This is a genomic window from uncultured Pseudoalteromonas sp., assembly GCF_963922945.1.
In the GTDB taxonomy this organism is placed as follows: Bacteria; Pseudomonadota; Gammaproteobacteria; order Enterobacterales; family Alteromonadaceae; genus Pseudoalteromonas.
The window spans coordinates 1-17,939 of sequence record NZ_CAWUKC010000033.1; the positions used below are offsets into that span (position 1 = coordinate 1).

General features: G+C 40.0%; 9 protein-coding genes and 1 tRNA gene. 3 read left to right on the forward strand and 7 right to left on the reverse strand.

Annotated features, from left to right (window positions below; genetic code table 11):
- Positions 1 to 70 precede the first annotated feature (70 nt).
- On the forward strand, positions 71 to 1,498 hold the full coding sequence (locus tag AABI99_RS09020) for an NAD-dependent succinate-semialdehyde dehydrogenase (protein WP_338365342.1): 1,428 nt from the start codon (positions 71 to 73) through the stop codon (positions 1,496 to 1,498).
- 251 nt (positions 1,499 to 1,749) lie between these two features.
- Here the strand turns inward: AABI99_RS09020 and AABI99_RS09025 are convergent, their stop codons facing one another.
- The 7 genes from AABI99_RS09025 to AABI99_RS09055 form a co-directional block, all read right to left on the reverse strand.
- Positions 1,750 to 3,411, reverse strand: coding sequence for an HD domain-containing phosphohydrolase (locus AABI99_RS09025; protein WP_338365343.1), 1,662 nt, complete (start codon positions 3,409 to 3,411; stop codon positions 1,750 to 1,752).
- Positions 3,383 to 5,530 (reverse strand): adenylate/guanylate cyclase domain-containing protein, encoded by a 2,148-nt coding sequence (locus tag AABI99_RS09030; protein ID WP_338365344.1) that lies wholly within the window; start codon positions 5,528 to 5,530, stop codon positions 3,383 to 3,385. Before AABI99_RS09030 ends, AABI99_RS09025 begins: the two co-directional genes overlap by 29 nt.
- 80 nt (positions 5,531 to 5,610) lie before the next feature.
- A complete protein-coding gene (locus AABI99_RS09035) occupies positions 5,611 to 6,459 on the reverse strand; it encodes an MBL fold metallo-hydrolase (RefSeq protein WP_338365345.1) in 849 nt (282 codons plus the stop codon).
- A 3-nt stretch (positions 6,460 to 6,462) separates the two neighbouring features.
- The gene (locus AABI99_RS09040; RefSeq protein WP_338365346.1) at positions 6,463 to 13,170 is read right to left on the reverse strand and encodes an Ig-like domain-containing protein; all 6,708 of its coding nucleotides are present in this window, start codon (positions 13,168 to 13,170) and stop codon (positions 6,463 to 6,465) included.
- A gap of 84 nt (positions 13,171 to 13,254) precedes the next feature.
- Positions 13,255 to 14,382 (reverse strand): FecR family protein, encoded by a 1,128-nt coding sequence (locus AABI99_RS09045; RefSeq protein WP_338365347.1) that lies wholly within the window; start codon positions 14,380 to 14,382, stop codon positions 13,255 to 13,257.
- An 11-nt stretch (positions 14,383 to 14,393) separates the two neighbouring features.
- The gene (locus AABI99_RS09050) at positions 14,394 to 15,719 is read right to left on the reverse strand and encodes a hypothetical protein (RefSeq protein ID WP_338365348.1); all 1,326 of its coding nucleotides are present in this window, start codon (positions 15,717 to 15,719) and stop codon (positions 14,394 to 14,396) included.
- Between the two features lie 213 nt (positions 15,720 to 15,932).
- A tRNA-His gene (locus AABI99_RS09055) sits at positions 15,933 to 16,008 on the reverse strand.
- A 285-nt stretch (positions 16,009 to 16,293) separates the two neighbouring features.
- On the opposite strand from AABI99_RS09055, the gene AABI99_RS09060 reads away from it, so the two are divergent.
- Both AABI99_RS09060 and AABI99_RS09065 read left to right on the forward strand, forming a co-directional pair.
- Positions 16,294 to 17,112, forward strand: a complete 819-nt coding sequence (locus AABI99_RS09060) for a mechanosensitive ion channel domain-containing protein (protein ID WP_338365349.1) — start codon at positions 16,294 to 16,296, stop codon at positions 17,110 to 17,112.
- Between the two features lie 27 nt (positions 17,113 to 17,139).
- Positions 17,140 to 17,922: a DUF481 domain-containing protein gene (locus tag AABI99_RS09065; RefSeq protein WP_338365350.1), complete on the forward strand. Its 783-nt coding sequence runs from the start codon at positions 17,140 to 17,142 to the stop codon at positions 17,920 to 17,922.
- The last annotated feature ends 17 nt before the right edge of the window (positions 17,923 to 17,939 follow it).

A 17,939-nucleotide genomic window follows, 5' to 3' on the forward strand; every position in this document is an offset into this window, starting at 1 on the left:
TAGCTGATAGCTGATAGCTGATAGCTGATAGCTGATAGCTGATAGCTGATAGCTTTTACTAGGAGGTTCTATGTCTGATTTGGTTTTTTCTGATTCGTTTATCGACGGTGATTTTTATCCTACAAGCCAGCGTTTTAGCGTTGACGATCCTGCTACCGAAAAATCTATTGTTGAAGTCAGTGATATAGACGAGCACGGCGTTAATAGCGCAATAAAGGCAGCGCACGGTGCGTTTGTTAAATTAAAATCAACTAACGCCACTGAGCGAAGTGACACGCTGATGCGCTGGTATGATCTAGTAATAAAGCACAAGCAAACGCTTGCAGAGCTAATGACTAAAGAACAAGGCAAACCACTTAAAGAGTCATTGGGTGAAATAGACTATGGTGCTGGGTTTATTAAATGGTTTGCAGAAGAGGCTAAGCGAAGCTACGGTGATGTGATCCCTTCCACTGACGATAAACATAGATTAACGAGCTTTAAACAGCCTGTAGGCGTTGTGGCTGGTATTACTCCTTGGAACTTCCCTGTGGCTATGGTGACCCGTAAAGTGGCGCCAGCATATGCTGCTGGCTGCAGTTTTGTATTAAAACCCTCTGAGTACACGCCGCTATGTGCATTAGCGCTGGCCTACCTTGCTGATCAAGCCGGGTTTGTAAAAGGCGCATTTAATGTACTGGTTTCGCAAGATGCAAAAACTGTCGGAAAAATGCTAACTGACTCAGAGGTAGTGCGTAAGTTTACTTTTACTGGCTCTACAGGAGTGGGCAAACAGCTGCTTTCGCAATGTGCAGATACAATAAAGCGTACATCTATGGAGCTTGGTGGTAATGCACCGTTTATTATTTTTGATAATGCCGATATAGACGAAGCAATCGACGGCCTTATGGCGGCTAAGTTTAGAAACAGTGGCCAAGCATGTGTAGCTGCAAACCGCATTTTTATCCAGCGTGGTATTTTAGACGAAGTACTTAGTAAAATTACCCCTAAAGTTGCCGCATTAAAAGTAGCCAATGGATTTGAAGAGGGCGTAGATATTGGCCCATTGATATACCCAAAGGCGAAAGAGAAAGTGCAGCAGTTAGTGCAAGATGCACTTGATAAAGGCGCAGATCTAATAGGGGATAACAGTGACTTAGGTGGCAGCTTTCAAAACCCGCTTATTGTTACTAACGTAACAACCGACATGGATATATACCACGAAGAAGTATTTGGACCAGTATTAACGGTGATCCCTTTTGATGAAGAAAGTGAAGTACTCGCCCTTGCTAATGATGTTCCATATGGTTTAGCGGCTTACTTTTACAGTCAAAATATCAAACAAATCTATCGTATAAGTGAAGGATTAGAGTTTGGTATGGTTGGGGTTAACGAAGGGGTTATATCAAACCCCGTGGCACCGTTTGGTGGTGTTAAACAATCAGGACTAGGCCGTGAAGGTGGCCATCAAGGGCTTGATGAATACCTAGAAGAAAAATACGTGTGTATTAAAGTTTAAGCCAGAACTACATATAAAACTTAAATGATGGCTCAACGCGCTCTCGTGTATAGTTTTGGCAAGTCATGCCTGCAAATAAGGTAGAAATAGTCCCTTTTTATTGCTAGATATAGGCCTTAGTGCTACATTTACGGCATAATTTTTGTTTAAAAATAATCAAAAATAAAAAGAATTTCTACTTGTAGAAATAACCCGTGTGTAAATGCCACCGTAAGGTGGCATTTTTTATAGCTAAGGTATATTAGGCTAGTTTATTTAATCGGTGAGTAGCCAGGTAAGGTGGCTAAATCTACAAAGTCGAGCTGCTCGTCAAGGGCGTAATCTTTAATATAATTTTTATATACTTGCGACTCTACAAACACGGCAAAAATATCAGCATCTAAGTGGTTATCCTCAACCATGCGCCCTAAAATTGTTAAGCACTCACTTACCGGCTTTGCTTTTTTATAAGGTCTGTCGACCGCAGAAAGTGCCTCGAATATATCAGCAATGGCCATTAGTCTTGCTGGGATAGACATTTGCTCTTTTGTTAGCCCTTGTGGGTAACCCGTTCCATCAAGTTTTTCGTGATGGCCTAATGCGTATTCAGATACATTACTCAAATGCTTAGGGAATGGCAGTGTATCTAAAATATTTTTAGTCACATCCATATGGCGCTTCATAATATCGCGCTCACCTAATGTTAGTGTGCCTCTACGTATTTGTAAGTTCTCGACTTCATCTGCATTTAGTAAGGGGGTGTCTTTACCATTTATAGTTAAATGATACTGAGATGCTATGCGCTCTATATTCGCAAAGTCTTCATCAGATAAAAATTCACCACCTACATTTACCCGTTGCAAAAACGCACGATCGAGTGAAAGCTGCTTTAATTCTGTATCGAGTAAGCGCTCAAATTGTAAAACCTCAATGGGTCTGTTGAGCTTCATCGCTGCGATGATTTGTTTTTGATAGTCTATTTCTAAATCACGTTTAATAACTTCAAATTTAGCGTCAATGTGTTCAATACGGTCAAAAATAGTTTCGAGCTTGGTCGATTTCTCCATTATGTGATCTGGGGTGGCTATTTTGCCGCAGTCATGTAGCCAGCCTGCTATATCTAACTCATGGCGGTCAGCGCTGCTCATTGTAAAGTTAGCAAGAGGGCCGCGATTGATATCATGTACAGCATCTGCAAGCATTAATGTAAGTGCCGGCACTCGCTTACAGTGCCCACCGGTATGTGGCGACTTTTCGTCAATAGCCATTGCTATGGTTTCTACAAATTTAGAAAATAACTCTTCCATCCCTTTAATAAGCGTTGAGTTTGTCAGTGATATAGCGCCTAACGAAGCGAATGAGCGTATAAGTGTGACGAGCTCATCGCTATAGGTGATGATATTGCCGTGTTGATCTTTCACGTTGATAAGCTGAATCACACCAATAATATCATCAGTATGATCTTTTAGCGGAATTGTTAACATAGATTGGGTGCGGTATCCTGTTCGCGCATCCATATTACGCGCAGCGCTCATATCAAAGGGCAGTGCCGCATATACATCAGGGATATTAATAACCTCACCAGAGTTAACCGCATGAGCCACAATTGCTGTTTCGTTTTCTTTTCCATCTATAAACAAATCTATATTCGGAAAGTTAACGGGCTTCCCTGAGGCTCCTCCTAAATAGAGGTCTAAAGATTGATTAATAACGGTTTCAAACTTTAGCTGCTTGTCAGTAGTAATAGAGTAAATAGTCCCTGCATCAGAGTTAGAAATAGACATAACAACTTGCAAAATTTCTTCAAGAAGTTTACTTGCATCCTTTTCTGTTGTTAGTCTAATACTAATATCAATAAAATGATGAAGGTTTGTTCTATCTTTGATGTACTCAGCCATATTGTTACTACTTTGTTTTGTGAATAAAGGCGCCATTCCAATCCTGTGCTAAAGTTTCCAAATCGGTATTTTTAATTCGGTTAATAAAAATATGGTAAATGTGATCACTCAATAAGGCTGCTTCACTCAATTCTTCAAATAGTGTTAGAGCGAGTCGCCAATTTTTATTATTGTAGTGCTGCATAGCAGTGAACGACTTTTTGATTTCAGATAGCTGGCTTTCGCTTATCTCAGTGTTAAAACCTATAGGCTCGTATAACATGGTAGCGTTGATTTTACCAACTACTTGTACTTTATCTATTAAACGAAATGCAATTTGCGGACACGCAAGCATTGTTGCTTCTGTAACCAGAATAGCCACCCCATAAAATTTGGTCAAGCTTTCTACCCGTGAGCCTAAATTTACATTATCGCCAAGCACTGTGTAAGCTTTTCTGTATACGGAGCCCATATCACCAACATTCATTTCTCCAGTGCTTATGCCTACGCCAATACTAACGGGAGGGAGTTGCTGTTTGATAAAAGCTTCATTAAGTGTTTTTAGCCCTGAGACCATTGCCATAGCAGCTTCAACAGCGTGCTGTGCATGCTTACTATCTTTAAGTGGGGCATTCCAGAACGCCATAATCATATCGCCTACGTACTTATCTATGGTGCCGTTATGATCAAAAATAACTTTTGTGGTTGACGACAAGTACTGGTTTAGATAATCGCTTAATTGATTTGCGCTCATACCCTCTGAGAGCCCAGTAAAGCTTCTTATATCGGCAAATAACACGGTCATATCTCGTTTTATACTTTGCTTAGTAAGGTGCTTACGTTGACGAATTAGCTGCTCTATATGATCCGGTGGAACATACTGATTAAACATCGATTTGATTTTACGGCTGTGTTTCATTTCAGCTATAGAACCTGTAAAAACAAAATAGCCCGATAAAATAGAAATTAGCAATAGCGGCATAAATAGTGGTAGGCTAATTTTCTGTACCGACCATAAATAAAAGTTAATTAATATAACTAGCCCAGCCAGTATAATCGAAAGTGTGACAATATAGCGGGCGCTTTTACGATAGCTTGAAAATGTTAAGCAACAGCCCACAAAAATAATAATCAATAAGGTTGCCCCTAGAGCCCATGTAGGTTGTGAGGGTAAAATTTCTGGGTGAAGTAGCCCTTCAAAAATATTGGCATGCACTTCTACACCTGGGTATTGCAAACCAACAGGTGTTGCCCTTAAATCTGCTAAACCAATCGCAGACGTACCAATAAAAGCGACGCTGCCTTCTAATTGCTGCTCGGCAATTTTTTTAGTTAATACATCAGTAGCTGAGTAATAAGGAAAGCTTTTAGCGCGGCCCTTATACGGAATAAAAATCTGCCCGTATTCATCTGTTTGGATCCAATATTCATGAAACTTAATCCCTTCGAAAAAAGTAAGGCCGTTTTGAACATTGGCACGCGTTTCAATGTTATCTGCTAAGGTGTATAAACGTGCAGCCTCAAGTGCAAGGGAAGGGTAGAGCTTATCACCTACTCTGTTTACGAGTGCGGCTTTACGAATAAATCCATCGTTTTCACTGTGGGCATTAATAAAGCCGTTACCTGCAGCACTGTTTTGCAGCAAAGGTATATTAACAGTAGCCCCTAAAAACGAGGTGACTTGGGCGTTATTTTGCTCATTTTGCGGCCATATAATACTTGTGTTTGGCAAAGGGTTTTGCTGCTCGTAGGTATCATTATTAAGTAAAAAGCCCAATACGGTATCGTTATTTTGTAACGCGTTGGCAAAGCTGGTATCTGCATCAACCTGCTGTTTAATATCATTTAATACCAAATTAAAATTACTTATTAAATCAGGAGCGCGAGCTTGGATTTGATTCACTGGGTTGATCTCTGGCTCAGAGAAAAATATATCAAATGCTATGACAACAACCCCGGCATCGGTCAACTTGTTTACTAAGTCAGCCATTTTTTCTCGGCTCCACGGGAAACGTCCTTGCTCTTGCATCGTTTTTTCATCTATGTCGATAATAACAACTGTTTCGTCGAGTGTTCGAGGAGAGTTGGGCAACGTTAACAAAAGCCTAGAGTCGTAAATTATACCTTCGACCCTGTTAAGTAGTTTAGCGAGTGAGCCACTTGAAAATAACGCCACTGCCGCTACGAATAGCGTAATTAACAAGCCTACAAGTAAGTGCCTATATAGTTTGGGAATATAAACGCGAGAAATAACAATCAATCCTTACTTGGTCTAAACTCAAAAGTACGTCCTTCTCTAGCACATTCAATGTTTATGTGCTCGCCATAATGTGTTTGTAGGTGCGTCTCTATTGCTAATAGCTCGTCGTCGGTTCTAGTTGGGTCATGGCTTATAATCGCTAAATTTTTAATACCTGCTTTAGTAGCTAATTCAGCTACTTGACTGAATGTACTGTGCCCCCAACCATGTTTAAGCGGGAGTTCATCGTTAGTGAACTGTGCGTCATGAATTAATAAGTCAGCACCTTTAATAAACTCAGCCCACTGGGTAACAGTGGTTTTAACACTACCGGGTGGGGCCAATTCGTTATCTGTTATATAAGCAATTTTTTTGCCTTCAGCATGTACACAATAAGCAGTACCTCCGCCTGGGTGATTTAACGGCGCGGTAAATACGTTAAAATTATTTAGAGTAAAGTTTTTTTGAGTAGCAAGCAGGGTATTTAACGTTATATTTGCTGGTAAGTTTTGGTAGCTAACAGGAAAAAACGAGCCAGACATTTGCGTCAAAATAGCGCTTTTACTTTGCTTATCGTCAACGTCACCCACAACAATGGTTATATCCCGATCGGCTTGGTAAATAGGCTTAAAAAAAGGAAAGCCTTGAATATGATCCCAGTGATTATGCGTTAATAAAATTGCAATGGGGCTTGTGTGCTCTATGAGCTTTTCACCTAGCTGCGCTATGCCTGTTCCTGAGTCGAGTATCAGGCTTTTGCCATTTGTTTGCTCAACATACACACACGAAGTGTTACCACCAAATAGGTGCGTATGTGCACCTGGAGATGGCATTGAGCCTCTTACGCCATAAAATTTAACTTTCATAGTTTAGGGCTTAACTCCATCAGGGTAAAAGTTAAACTTAGATAGGCTGACATTATTAGTGTCATTATCAAAGCATGTACTGCTAAGTAGCACTTGGGTATCTGTTTGTAAAAGCAGTGATGTAAATTTATGTGTGCCATCGCATTGATTAGCCTGATAGTAACCAAGCGTATTTTCTCCAAATAAAGTATCGATAGTGCCATTAGCTAATATGCGTGCAATTACCCCTTTAGAATCCCCCATGCCTGATAAAATTATATTACCTGTAGTATCAAGCGCCGCATCGGTAACTTTAGTATCAGAACTTGATGCTAATTGATATTGCCCCACACCACTAGTGGCAAAGCTTGTATCTTCAGCTCCATCTGGTTGTAACTTGATGATCACCGCTTGGTTTGGTGTAGTGCCTTCATTGGCAACTAAATAGAGGTTTGCCGCGCTATCGGCGAGTATTTTTGCTGCTCTATTACTAATATCTGCCGAAGTGCGACTATCTGTATAGCTAAATAGCTCGTTAGCATCATCGTCTATTTTTAGCATTATTAATTGTGAGTCACTGCCAGATACTTGCTTACCTGCAATATATATATCTTTATTTGCGTCTATATAAAGCGTTTCAAAAAACTCATTTACGTTGCCATAGTAAGCACCGCTAGTACCAAAACTATTTTCTAATTTACCATCACTTTTTAACATGGTTGCAAACGAATTAGTAACACTCAAAGCATTAGTCGCAGTGCCCACAGCCACAATATAGCCACTGCTATCTACTGCAACATCAACAAAGTTTATATCGCTATTTAAAATATCTACCGTAGTGTAAATACCTTCGCTGGCAAAGCTTTCATCTAAGTAACCATCTTGGTCTACTTTTACTATAAAGCCTTCTTGGTTTAAACCGTTTATGAGTGTGCCCGCAATAATAATACTGCCATCAGCAAGCTCTTTTAATGTAACGGTTTTAAACGCCACATTAATACCCAGAGCTTTACTCCCATCAAGGCTAAAGCTGTTATCTATAGCTCCTGTACTTGTATAACGTGTGAGCACGAGCTTATTGGCGGCATTCAATTGGGCAACGGAAGCACTTAAGTATTTATTCGCATGAGGGCCATTTTGAAGTTGTAATACATTCATTGATAAATCATTTGAGCTAACAGTTAGGTTGTTTACGCTTTTTATACCATCAATTGAAAAATTGGTATTCAAACTGGCATCGCTCATTATCGATGTAATTAGAGGTTCATCAGATGAATCGTTAAATCTGCCTGAAAGCCACACCACACCATTTTCATCAATAGTTAGTGCATTAGCTGATTGATGACTATTAACGTTAGAGATAACATTTATGCCTGCATTGCCGTAGCTAGTATCAAGCGCGCCATCAGATAAAGATACTCGCGCCGAAAATTGTTGCTCATTTTGGGTATCATCAGAGGCTTCAACACCTGTTGTACCTGAAAGAATTATTTGATTATTCATTGGGGCGTATTGCACACCCGTTATCTTTGCGCCGCCATTAACAGCACCTGAATTTCCGTCAATATTGTAAATTGTAATTTCTTCTTCAATATCATCATCGTCAATATCGCCCGAGCGCTCAAAAGTAATCATAACCGCTTCTTTCTCACCAGATGAGCGCGTAATATAACCACCTAAATAAGCTGTAAAATCAACTGCATCCGCTCCGCCAATCGCAAGTAGCTCGTCATCGCCTTCTTCATCTGATAAATCTAATATAAACGCATCGCCAGAGTTGAAACTTCCATCATTGTTGCCATCTGGAATAAGGTATCTGATGGTCGCATCTAAATCACCTTCTTCACCTATGCTGCTACCTACTACAAGTAGATTAGAGTTACCAAAGTTTTTAACCGCATGCGATTCATCATCACGGTTTTCACCACTTACATCCACTATACCAGGGCTGCCCGATTCATGAGCAAGAGTTGATACATCGTATTTAAGAAATAAACTGTCTTTGTCTGAGCCATTTACTGAGTAGCCAACGGCTTGTATTTTATTGTCGGTGAACGCAAGGTCGTTTATTACAGATTCACTAGCAAGCGTTGTACATTTAGTACCTGAGTTGCCGTCACCTGAATTTGTACTAACAATACCTGTCGCACTCATTTTTAATATACACGCTTCGGTTTGCGTTCCATTAAAGCTTGAGTAGCCAATAAATAACTCACCATTGCCAGAGATAATAGCGGTGCCTTTTTCATCTTCACCTAGGTCAATAGTTTTAAAACCGGTACCATTAAATGCAGTGTTTACATCACCTGCTGTTGTGTAAGAGGCAACAATAATATCTGCATCTGAGTTATTATTGTAACCAACAAAATAAAGGTTAGTGTTAAGCTCAATGCTATCGTTAAATTCACCATTTGAAAAAACGCTCGAAAGGTCTATTTGTCCACTTAATGGTCGTCCAAAGGTGTCATCCTCCACAGGAATTAACGGGGCTTCTTCGTCAGTAATATTTACAGTGATGGTTATAGTCGTGGTTTCATTTGGAGTGCCATCATCAGTAATATTAATATTTACACTATGTTGTGTAGCCGTTTCATAATTGAAAGGGTTCGTACCACTTGCGCTTAATTCCCCGCTAGTGCTATCAATATTAAATAGGGCTGTTTCGCCGCCACTTAGGCTGAAAGTGAGGGTATCATTTTCAATATCAGAGGCTGTAATAGTACCAATTACTTCACCGTCAGTTGCATTTTCTCCAATAGAAAACGTTTGATTGAGCGCTTCTGGAGCATCGTTAATTGGGGCAATAGTAATGGTTAAGCTACCTTGCACATCATCGGTACCATCACTTAGCGTATAAGTCAGTGTTGCAACACCCTCGCTGTTTAAAGCTGGGGTATATTTAATTTGATTATTTTCAACACTGGCACTACCAATATCAGCTGTCACAGCGGTTATTGAAAGAGTATCGGTTACATCTGCATCGGTGTCGTTAGTGATAACATCAATGGTTGTTTCAGGGGCGTCTTCATTAATGGTGGCTGTATCCGATACGGCAACGGGAGCATCGTTAACGGGAGTTACGGTAATAGTTAGCACTCCGCTGGCTGTATCTATACCATCACTTAAGGTGTAATTAACGACAGCTTGGCCATTAAAATCGGCTTCAGGTGTGTAAACAATGTTACTACCAGAAACAGTTACTGAGCCAGTAACTGCATTTACTGAACTGATCGAAAGCGTATCATTTTCTATGTCTGTATCGTTACTCAGAACATTAATACTGGTTGCTGCTGCATCTTCTAAAATAGTGGCTGTATCTGGGTTGGCAACCGGTGCATCGTTCACAGGCGAAACCGTTATTGTTAGCACGCCATTGGCTGTATCGGTGCCATCACTTAGGGTGTAGTTAACAGTCGCTTGCCCGTTAAAGTTTGCCTCGGGAGTAAAAATCACATCACTCCCAGCACTTGTTACTGAGCCTGTTGTAGTCGTAAGCGCACTAATTGAGAGAGCATCGTTTTCTACATCAGTATCATTGCCAAGCACATTAATACTTGTGGCCGAAGCATCTTCTAAAATAGTGGCTGTATCTGGGTTGGCAACCGGTGCATCGTTCACGGGTGAAACCGTTATTGTTAGCACGCCATTGGCTGTATCGGTGCCATCACTTAGGGTGTAGTTAACAGTCGCTTGCCCGTTAAAGTTTGCCTCGGGGGTGTACAGCAGGTTACCACCAGATATAGATACAGAACCTGTGTTTGTGCTCGCTGCGGTAATAACAAGCGGATCATTCTCAATATCGGTGTCATTATCAAGCACATTAATGCTCGTTGCTGTAGCATCTTCTAAAATAGTAGCTGAGTCTGGATTAGTTACTGGCGCATCATTTACAGGCGTGATGTTAATCGTAAGTATGCCTGAAGCACTTAACGTACCATCGGTTAATGTATAGTTGACTGTTGCTGTACCCACGTAATTATCCGCAGGAGTATACTGAATTTGCGAATTTATAATCAGTACATTGCCAATATCGCTGTTAGCAGAGGTAAGTGTTAGAGTATCGCCCTCTACGTCGGTATCATTATCTAATACATTAATTAAAGTTGCTGGTGAATCTTCAGCAATGGTTGCGCTATCTGGGTTAGCTTTAGGCGCATCATTAACTGGATATACGGTTACTTGTAAATTAGCCGTTGCCTCTGCGCCGCTAGAATCAGACACCGTATATGTTACAAGCGCAGCGCCACTTGTATTCAATACAGTGCTGTACTGAATTTTATTATCTACAATACTGGCAGAACCAAATTCGGTACTTACACGTGTAATAGTTAAATTATCGCTGTCTATATCAGTGTCGTTGGCGAGTACATCGACTAAGATAGGTGCAGCATCCTCTTGCATCGCGGCACTATCATCGAGTGCAGTGGGGGCGTCATTCACAGGGGTTATAGTAAGTGTGACTACTGCACTGCTTTGTGCTGGGGCATTGGCTTCAATGCCATCAGAAATTGTGTAATTTAAAGTGACTTCACCAAAGTAATCAGGCTCAGGTGTGTACTCAACACGATTATCGACAATACGCGTGGAGCCTATGGTGTTAGTGACGTTAGTTAAGGTGAGTGGATCGCCATTGGCGTCGATATCGTTTTCTAACACATTAAGCAAAGTAGCAGGGCTATCTTCTAATAACGTGTATTGGTCGTCATTTGCCTCTGCGGGGGTATTTGATCCTGTTTTACTTAATACAACTTGTGCGGTTGATGTTAGCCCTTGCTCATTTGAGACCGAATAGGTAAAAGTATCAACATCGAGTGCATCCAAATCAGGTTGATAAGAAAAAGACCCATCAGCATTGAGTGTTAAAATTCCGCTTTGTACGTCAACAACAGGAGTTGTATTCACACTTAGATTACCAGGTTCTATATTCACGTCGTTTTTAAGTAAGCCGTTCTCAGCAAGAACAACCAATGTTTGATTATACTGAAATTGGTACACATCGTTTTGAGCGCTAGGGTTATCAGGTTTGCTATTAATGACAAGGGTTACAGTGGCAGTTGCCGTGGCACCTAAAGTATCAATCACTTGATATTGAAATTCATCAATACCGTAGTAGTTAGTATCAGGAATGTACGAAAAACTACCGTCTGTATCTAATAGTAATTGACCGTGGGTAGGCGCAATAATATAAGCATCATCAACAATAAAAGTATCATTGTTAGGGTCAGTATCATTAGCGAGTAAACCTTGCCCCACGTTCACAACAAGTGTGGTATCTTCATCTACGTTGTAACTATCGTTTGTCGCTATGGGTGGGCTGTTTTGATCTAATGCATTAATGGTAACACTGGCGATTGCTTCAGCTCCTTGGCTATCAACAATACGATACTGAAAACTATCTGCGCCTTGCATATTAGCGCTACCTACATACTCAAAGCTACCATCTACAGCAAGTGTAAGTGTGCCCATGCTAGGAAGGCTAACTGGCGTTGTATCAACACTAAGTGTGTCTAGGTCTATGTCGCTGTCATTACTCAATAAGCCTGGAGCAGCTACCGATAAAGTCCCGTTAGTCGTTATGTTGTAGGTGTTATTAAGGGCAATGGGAGCGTCATTTACAGCATCAATCGTTATTTCTACAATGCCTGTATCTGTCATGCCGAGCTCATTAATTACCTGGTAGCTAAATGCATCAGCACCATTAAAATCAGCGCGTGGCGTATAAGTAAACTCACCACTTTCGGATAATTCAACATTACCATGTTGAGGAAGCACTAAAGGCGTTGTGTTCACTTTAAGAGTACCTTGATACTCATCAGAGTCGTTTGTTAAGAGGTTACCTTGTAAGATTTGATCTTCATTCACCTCAAACTGATCATTTAGCGCCTTTGGTGCAAAGTTTAACTCGCCCCCTTGCGGTGCTAAGTTAATTATTTGAGCAAAACCACTCTCGCCACTGCCATCAACACCTGTTATTAAAATTTGGTAGCTTTTATCAGTAATTACGTTATCTATACTGAAGTTTGTCGCTGAGATACTTAAAAACTGCTGCCCATTTTCTAGCGTATTTATATTACTTGTTGTTACACCCGCTTCTGTTGCTAAGTAAATGTTGTAGCGGTTTATATTTTCGTTAGCTTGCCACGACAAGTTAATCGATTGGCCATCTCGCTGAGCGGTAGCACCCTCTATTTGATACGGTCGCCAGTTAGCGGTTACTGCATCAGCAAGTACTTTGTTGTTAAGACTGTCGGTAACCCAAATTTCTAAGCGTAAGTCGCCAGGCTCAATGCCATAAAAATAAGGGCTTAATCCAATAACCGATTGCTCAAAGCGAGTGCCACAACTTTCTGTGCATAGTGCCAAGCTCTTATTTACGCTGGGTAAAACTAAATCAACTGAGCTGATTTCATCGGGGTCAGATACATCAAGCAAAAAAGTAATATTACCCTGTATAACTTCATTAACTTGTGAAAGAGTTATCGTAGCCTGAGAGTTTGCAACCGTTGTGCCCACAACCCCTCTACTAGAGGCCACAGCACCCGATACCTGTGTTTTAGTAATAACGGAGTTAGCCGTTATACCTGTAAGGTTTAACGGCGTAGTAGAAGGAGTAGGTGTAACTTGTTCTACTGGAGGCTGTTCTGAGACTTGTTGTGCTGTCTCATCAGATCCCCCGCAGGCACTAAGCAAAAAAACCAATAAAGTGAGCAAAAAAAGGTTTTTTGCTATCATTCTACATACTCCAATAAAAGCTTATATCTAAATTATTTAATTCAAAATGTGATTAAATAAGTAATTATCTAGAACCCAGCCTAATTAAGGCTCTAACCTAAAGTCGCCACTGGCATTTATAGCTGGGTTATTAATTTCACTAAGGCTAAAATCACCCGTTATCGTGTCTATGTCATTTAAAAACACAGCATCGATTTGCCCAGTTGCTTTATTGTTATTATGAGAAGCAAATGTAACGGCTAAATCTAATTTGGTTAAATCAATTAAGCCGCTGTAAGCTGCGTACCAGTTGCCGCCAGCATCATTAAAGCTAATTTCACCATCAGGGACTGTACCGTTATCAAAATCTACCGACATAGACATAGCAAAATTGCTAACTTCACCTAGGCTAGACGACACATCAAAGCTGGTTGCTTGGTAATTAAAAACACCTTGGCGCTGCGCTATTTGGTCAAGTAATGTTGCATCGCTAACAGCTTGAAACTGCTGCTCTGCATAAACGTCAGCTATTGATATATCGGCAGTAGAGTTATTTTCTGAAGGGGAAGATGTTGACGCTACTTGTGCAGGCTCAGTTTCAGCTTGGTTATTATTGTCAACATTGACTATTTGCTGTGTAAATACCGCAGGGGCTTGAGTCGTTTTTATAACATCACCTAAAGCTGTCACTTGGGCAAATGAAAAAGGCTCATTACTGCCTAACGATACAACTTGTTGATCTGCTAATGTTAGGTCTATAGCGCCATCCCAAACAGCCACGTACATATCGCCTTCTACTAATTGCAGCTCAAAGTGAGTGCCACGAATACCAATAGAACCAACAGGAGTTTTTACAGTATAAGAACCTCCATTTTTTTTAATCACACCAGAAATTGAGCGAAGCCCGCCCTTAATTAACTCTATTGAAGCCGAACCTTGTTGGGTGGTTTTATCGAATTCATAATTAGCTATGTTTAATTGAGAGTTTTCTTTGAGTGCAATTAGACCGCCATCAGCCATAGAAAACTGAGCTTTGCTCTTTTCTCCGGTGGTGATTTTATCAACGCCGTACACTACATCGCGCCGCTTAAGTGTTCTTTGTTGAGTAGACTGTGCGTCTGTTGCCACAACCGCGCCTCGCGCAAGTATTGTTTTACCTGCAGCGTTTTCAGAAGCATAAGAGACGTTGCTCAAAAAAACCAAGGCGCTCAATGTTAAAATAGAATGTTTCATAATTACCTTAATTAAAATGAGTAACGGGCGCTTAAATTTGTATCAAAGCGGTCGTATTCGAATAAAGAAAGATTACTGGTTTTATCTTGGTAGTTTAAACCTAGCTGTAGTGCTAAATTTTTATTAGCTAAATACTTCAACTTGCTTGATAAAATTAAAAGCTTGTCGCTACGCTCTTCTAAAAATAGAGGGTGCTCACTTTGGTGCTCTATCCACTGATAACCTGATTGCGCCAAAAGCTGCCATTGAGGCGAGAGTAAAACATTTGCTTGGTAATAAATTCCGGTGATCTGTTTGGCATTAAATTCACCTTCATCAATGTTAGCGCTTTCATTCTTAAAGCTAGTCGTCACGCTTTGATAAGACTTTTTGCCTAGGTAACCCGCACCCAAATTAAAGGCATAAAAAGAATTATCTAATTTATCATCGAACGCGTTATTCATAACGCCGACTGTTAAAGCACTAAATATACTTGCTTGCTTGTTTAATTGGTAATTTGCTCCACCGCTCACTGAGGATTCTGTACGATATAGCTGCCCATCTAAAAGCAAAGGCGCCACATTTGCCTGAATATGCCATAAAGTTTTATCACGCTGATGTTGATAACGAGCCGATACATTGCTACTTATGCGATCGTATTGTGATAACTCGTCAAACTTATACCAATCAGCATTTACGCCTATTAAGAGCGTGCTATGTTGATCTACAGGGTGTGAGTAACGACCTACATAATTTAATTTGGCATAATTATCGTCAGTACTTTTACTTTGCTCAGAAAGTAAGAACTCCCCTAAGTTAGGGATTATAATGGATTCTTCCGATGTGCCCGCATTAACATTACTATCGACTCCATAACCGAGTTCAATACTTTGGCTATAAGCGCGCCCAGCTAATCGTTGTTTAGTTTGAGAAGATGCGAGTAAAGTTTGTGCTGCTGTTTTTATCCTATCAGGTGGCTTAGGCGCATTAATTAATGCTAAAGCTTGTGAGTTAGCCGCAGGCAAATTATTGGCAGCAATGTAAGAGCGTATTAAATATAAGCGAGCTTCGTACCAGTTAGGCTTGTCTTCAACAACACGCTCAAAGGCGAATACAGCAGGGGCAGACACCCCTGATTTAAGCGCAGATATTCCTAGTAAATAATCAAAGTCTGGTTCACCAAGGTATTCGTAATGCAGTTTTCCTTTGTTATAGGCTTCTTCGTATTGCTTTTGAGAAATTAGATATTGTAACTCTCCTAAAAGTTTTACATATGAAATATTACTTTCAGCGCTAACGCTTAGACTTGAAAATGTACAAATATTCAGCGTTAAAATAAAAAAAGCGTGTTTGATCATGCTTAGCAAGGTATCCCGTGGCAAAAGAGAGTTGGTTAGTACAAAGTATTATAAAGATTAACTAAGGTAGCACCTTTTGATAGTATGTAAAGTTTATTGATGTATTATTGTACAAATATTAAGAGTGTATAAATAAAGATAGTTTATAGCTAAGAAATAGTAAAAAAAGAGTTGAAATAAATAGAAATAAAACGGAGAGAAATGAAGAAAAAGTGGGGCGATTGACGGGGCTTGAACCCGCGACAACCGGAATCACAATCCGGGGCTCTACCAACTGAGCTACAACCGCCACAACACACCTCGTTTGGTGTGGCGCGCATAATACATAAAATAATAAATGTTGTGAAGCCTAAAATTGAAAAAAATCAAAAAAAAATAAATATTTCATGAAATTACTTTAATATCAGTAAAGGTTCATAAATAGCATGTAGTATACGCTCGGGCCACAAATGGCTTAAAAAACAAAAAAAGTAACAATTTGCTAGTTATAATTTACTATTTAATGAGAATAAAATGTAAATTAATGTATAATCACTTGCGGGAAATTGCTTAATAAAAACTATTTGGAGTTACTATGGATTCAATGATTACTTGGCTAAACGAAAACTCAGGTCTTATTTTACATTATGCTATTCAAGCGGTTATTGCGCTTGTTATCTTTTTACTTGGTAGTCGCATCGCAAAATTTTGTGCTGGCTTAACAGAAAAAGCGTTCGACAAAAAGAAAGTAGACAAGGCCGTAGGCTCATTTGTCTCTAGTATAGTTTACGCTATTGTATTTGCTGCCACTATTTTAATGGCGCTTTCGCAAATAGGCATCGAAACTACGTCGTTCATTGCTATTTTAGGTGCTGCTGGTTTAGCTGTTGGTTTAGCGCTTCAAGGTTCGCTGTCTAACTTTGCATCAGGCGTACTTATTATATTGCTTCGTCCATTCAAATCAGGTGAATTTGTTGAAGCTGGTGGTAAAATGGGCACAGTTAAAAAAATAGAAATATTCTCTACAGAACTACGTACTCCAGATAACAAAGTTATTATTGTGCCAAACTCACAAATTATGTCGGGCGCTATTACTAATTTCTCTCGTGAGTCTACCCGCCGTATCGATTTAGTTATTGGTGTAAGTTACGAAGCCGACTTACGAAAAACAAAAGAAGTATTACAGTCAGTACTTGACGCAGAGTCTCGTTTACTTAAAGATCCTGCTTACACTGTTGCAGTTTCTGAACTGGCAGACTCAAGCGTCAACTTTATTGTCCGTCCTTGGGTAAACTCAGGTGATTACTGGCCGACTTACTGGTCATTATTAGAGAACATTAAAATTGCATTAGATGATGCAGATATTGCAATTCCATATCCGCAAATGGATGTACATTTACACAAACAAGACTAATTCTAAGTACTAAATAGGTTATTTTTAATGAAATTAAAGCTTTTGACACTGTTAGTTGCAGCCTCTGCTGCAACTAACGCATTCGCAGCAGACGCAGAGAAAAAAACGTGGGAAGTAACAAGCGAGCTTGGTGCTATCGTCACGAGCGGTAATACTGAAACTACAACGTTAAAAGGCGGTTTAAAGGTATTACATCACCTAGAAAACTGGAACAACGAGTACAAAATCGACGGCATCTATAAAGAAGATGAAGTTGAAGGTGATGACGGCGACAAAGAAAAGCAACGTACAAACGAAAAGTATTCAGCGTCTGCGCAAGGTAATTACAAAATAAGTGACGAAAATTCGCACTTGTTCATTTATGGTTCACACGTTTCAGACTATTTTGGCGCGTATAGAACTGAATCTGTAATTTCTGCTGGTTACGGCTTACGTTTAATTGATCAACCAGATATGTGGTTAAATGCAGAGTTTGGTCCGGGTTACAAATTTTTTGAATACTCAGACGACAGCACGCAGGTTGATGAAGATGGCAACCTACTTGCAGGCGAGAGCGACAGTGAGGTCATTGCTTTAGGTAAGCTTGATTATAACTGGCAAATTTCAGACAACGCACGTTTTACTCAGCTTGTATCGGTTGAGTACGGTGATTCGAACACCAAAACGCGTTCAGAAACAGCACTGCTAACAAAAATAAATGGCTCGCTGCAAATGAAAGTCGGTTTTAACGTAACCAACAACTCAGATGTTGCTGATGATGAAGAAAGCACAGATACAGAAACCTCATTAACGTTAGTTTACAGTTTTTAACCTAAAAACCGTATTTA

Excerpts from the sequence above, each read along its gene's own strand:
- AABI99_RS09020 (WP_338365342.1), top strand. The coding sequence starts at position 71 with ATGTCTGATTTGGTTTTTTCTGATTCGTTTATCGACGGTGATTTTTAT.
- AABI99_RS09040 (WP_338365346.1), bottom strand. The coding sequence starts at position 13,170 with ATGATAGCAAAAAACCTTTTTTTGCTCACTTTATTGGTTTTTTTGCTT.
- AABI99_RS09045 (WP_338365347.1), bottom strand. The coding sequence starts at position 14,382 with ATGAAACATTCTATTTTAACATTGAGCGCCTTGGTTTTTTTGAGCAAC.
- AABI99_RS09065 (WP_338365350.1), top strand. The coding sequence starts at position 17,140 with ATGAAATTAAAGCTTTTGACACTGTTAGTTGCAGCCTCTGCTGCAACT.
- AABI99_RS09035 (WP_338365345.1), bottom strand. The coding sequence starts at position 6,459 with ATGAAAGTTAAATTTTATGGCGTAAGAGGCTCAATGCCATCTCCAGGT.
- AABI99_RS09050 (WP_338365348.1), bottom strand. The coding sequence starts at position 15,719 with ATGATCAAACACGCTTTTTTTATTTTAACGCTGAATATTTGTACATTT.
- AABI99_RS09025 (WP_338365343.1), bottom strand. The coding sequence starts at position 3,411 with ATGGCGCCTTTATTCACAAAACAAAGTAGTAACAATATGGCTGAGTAC.
- AABI99_RS09060 (WP_338365349.1), top strand. The coding sequence starts at position 16,294 with ATGGATTCAATGATTACTTGGCTAAACGAAAACTCAGGTCTTATTTTA.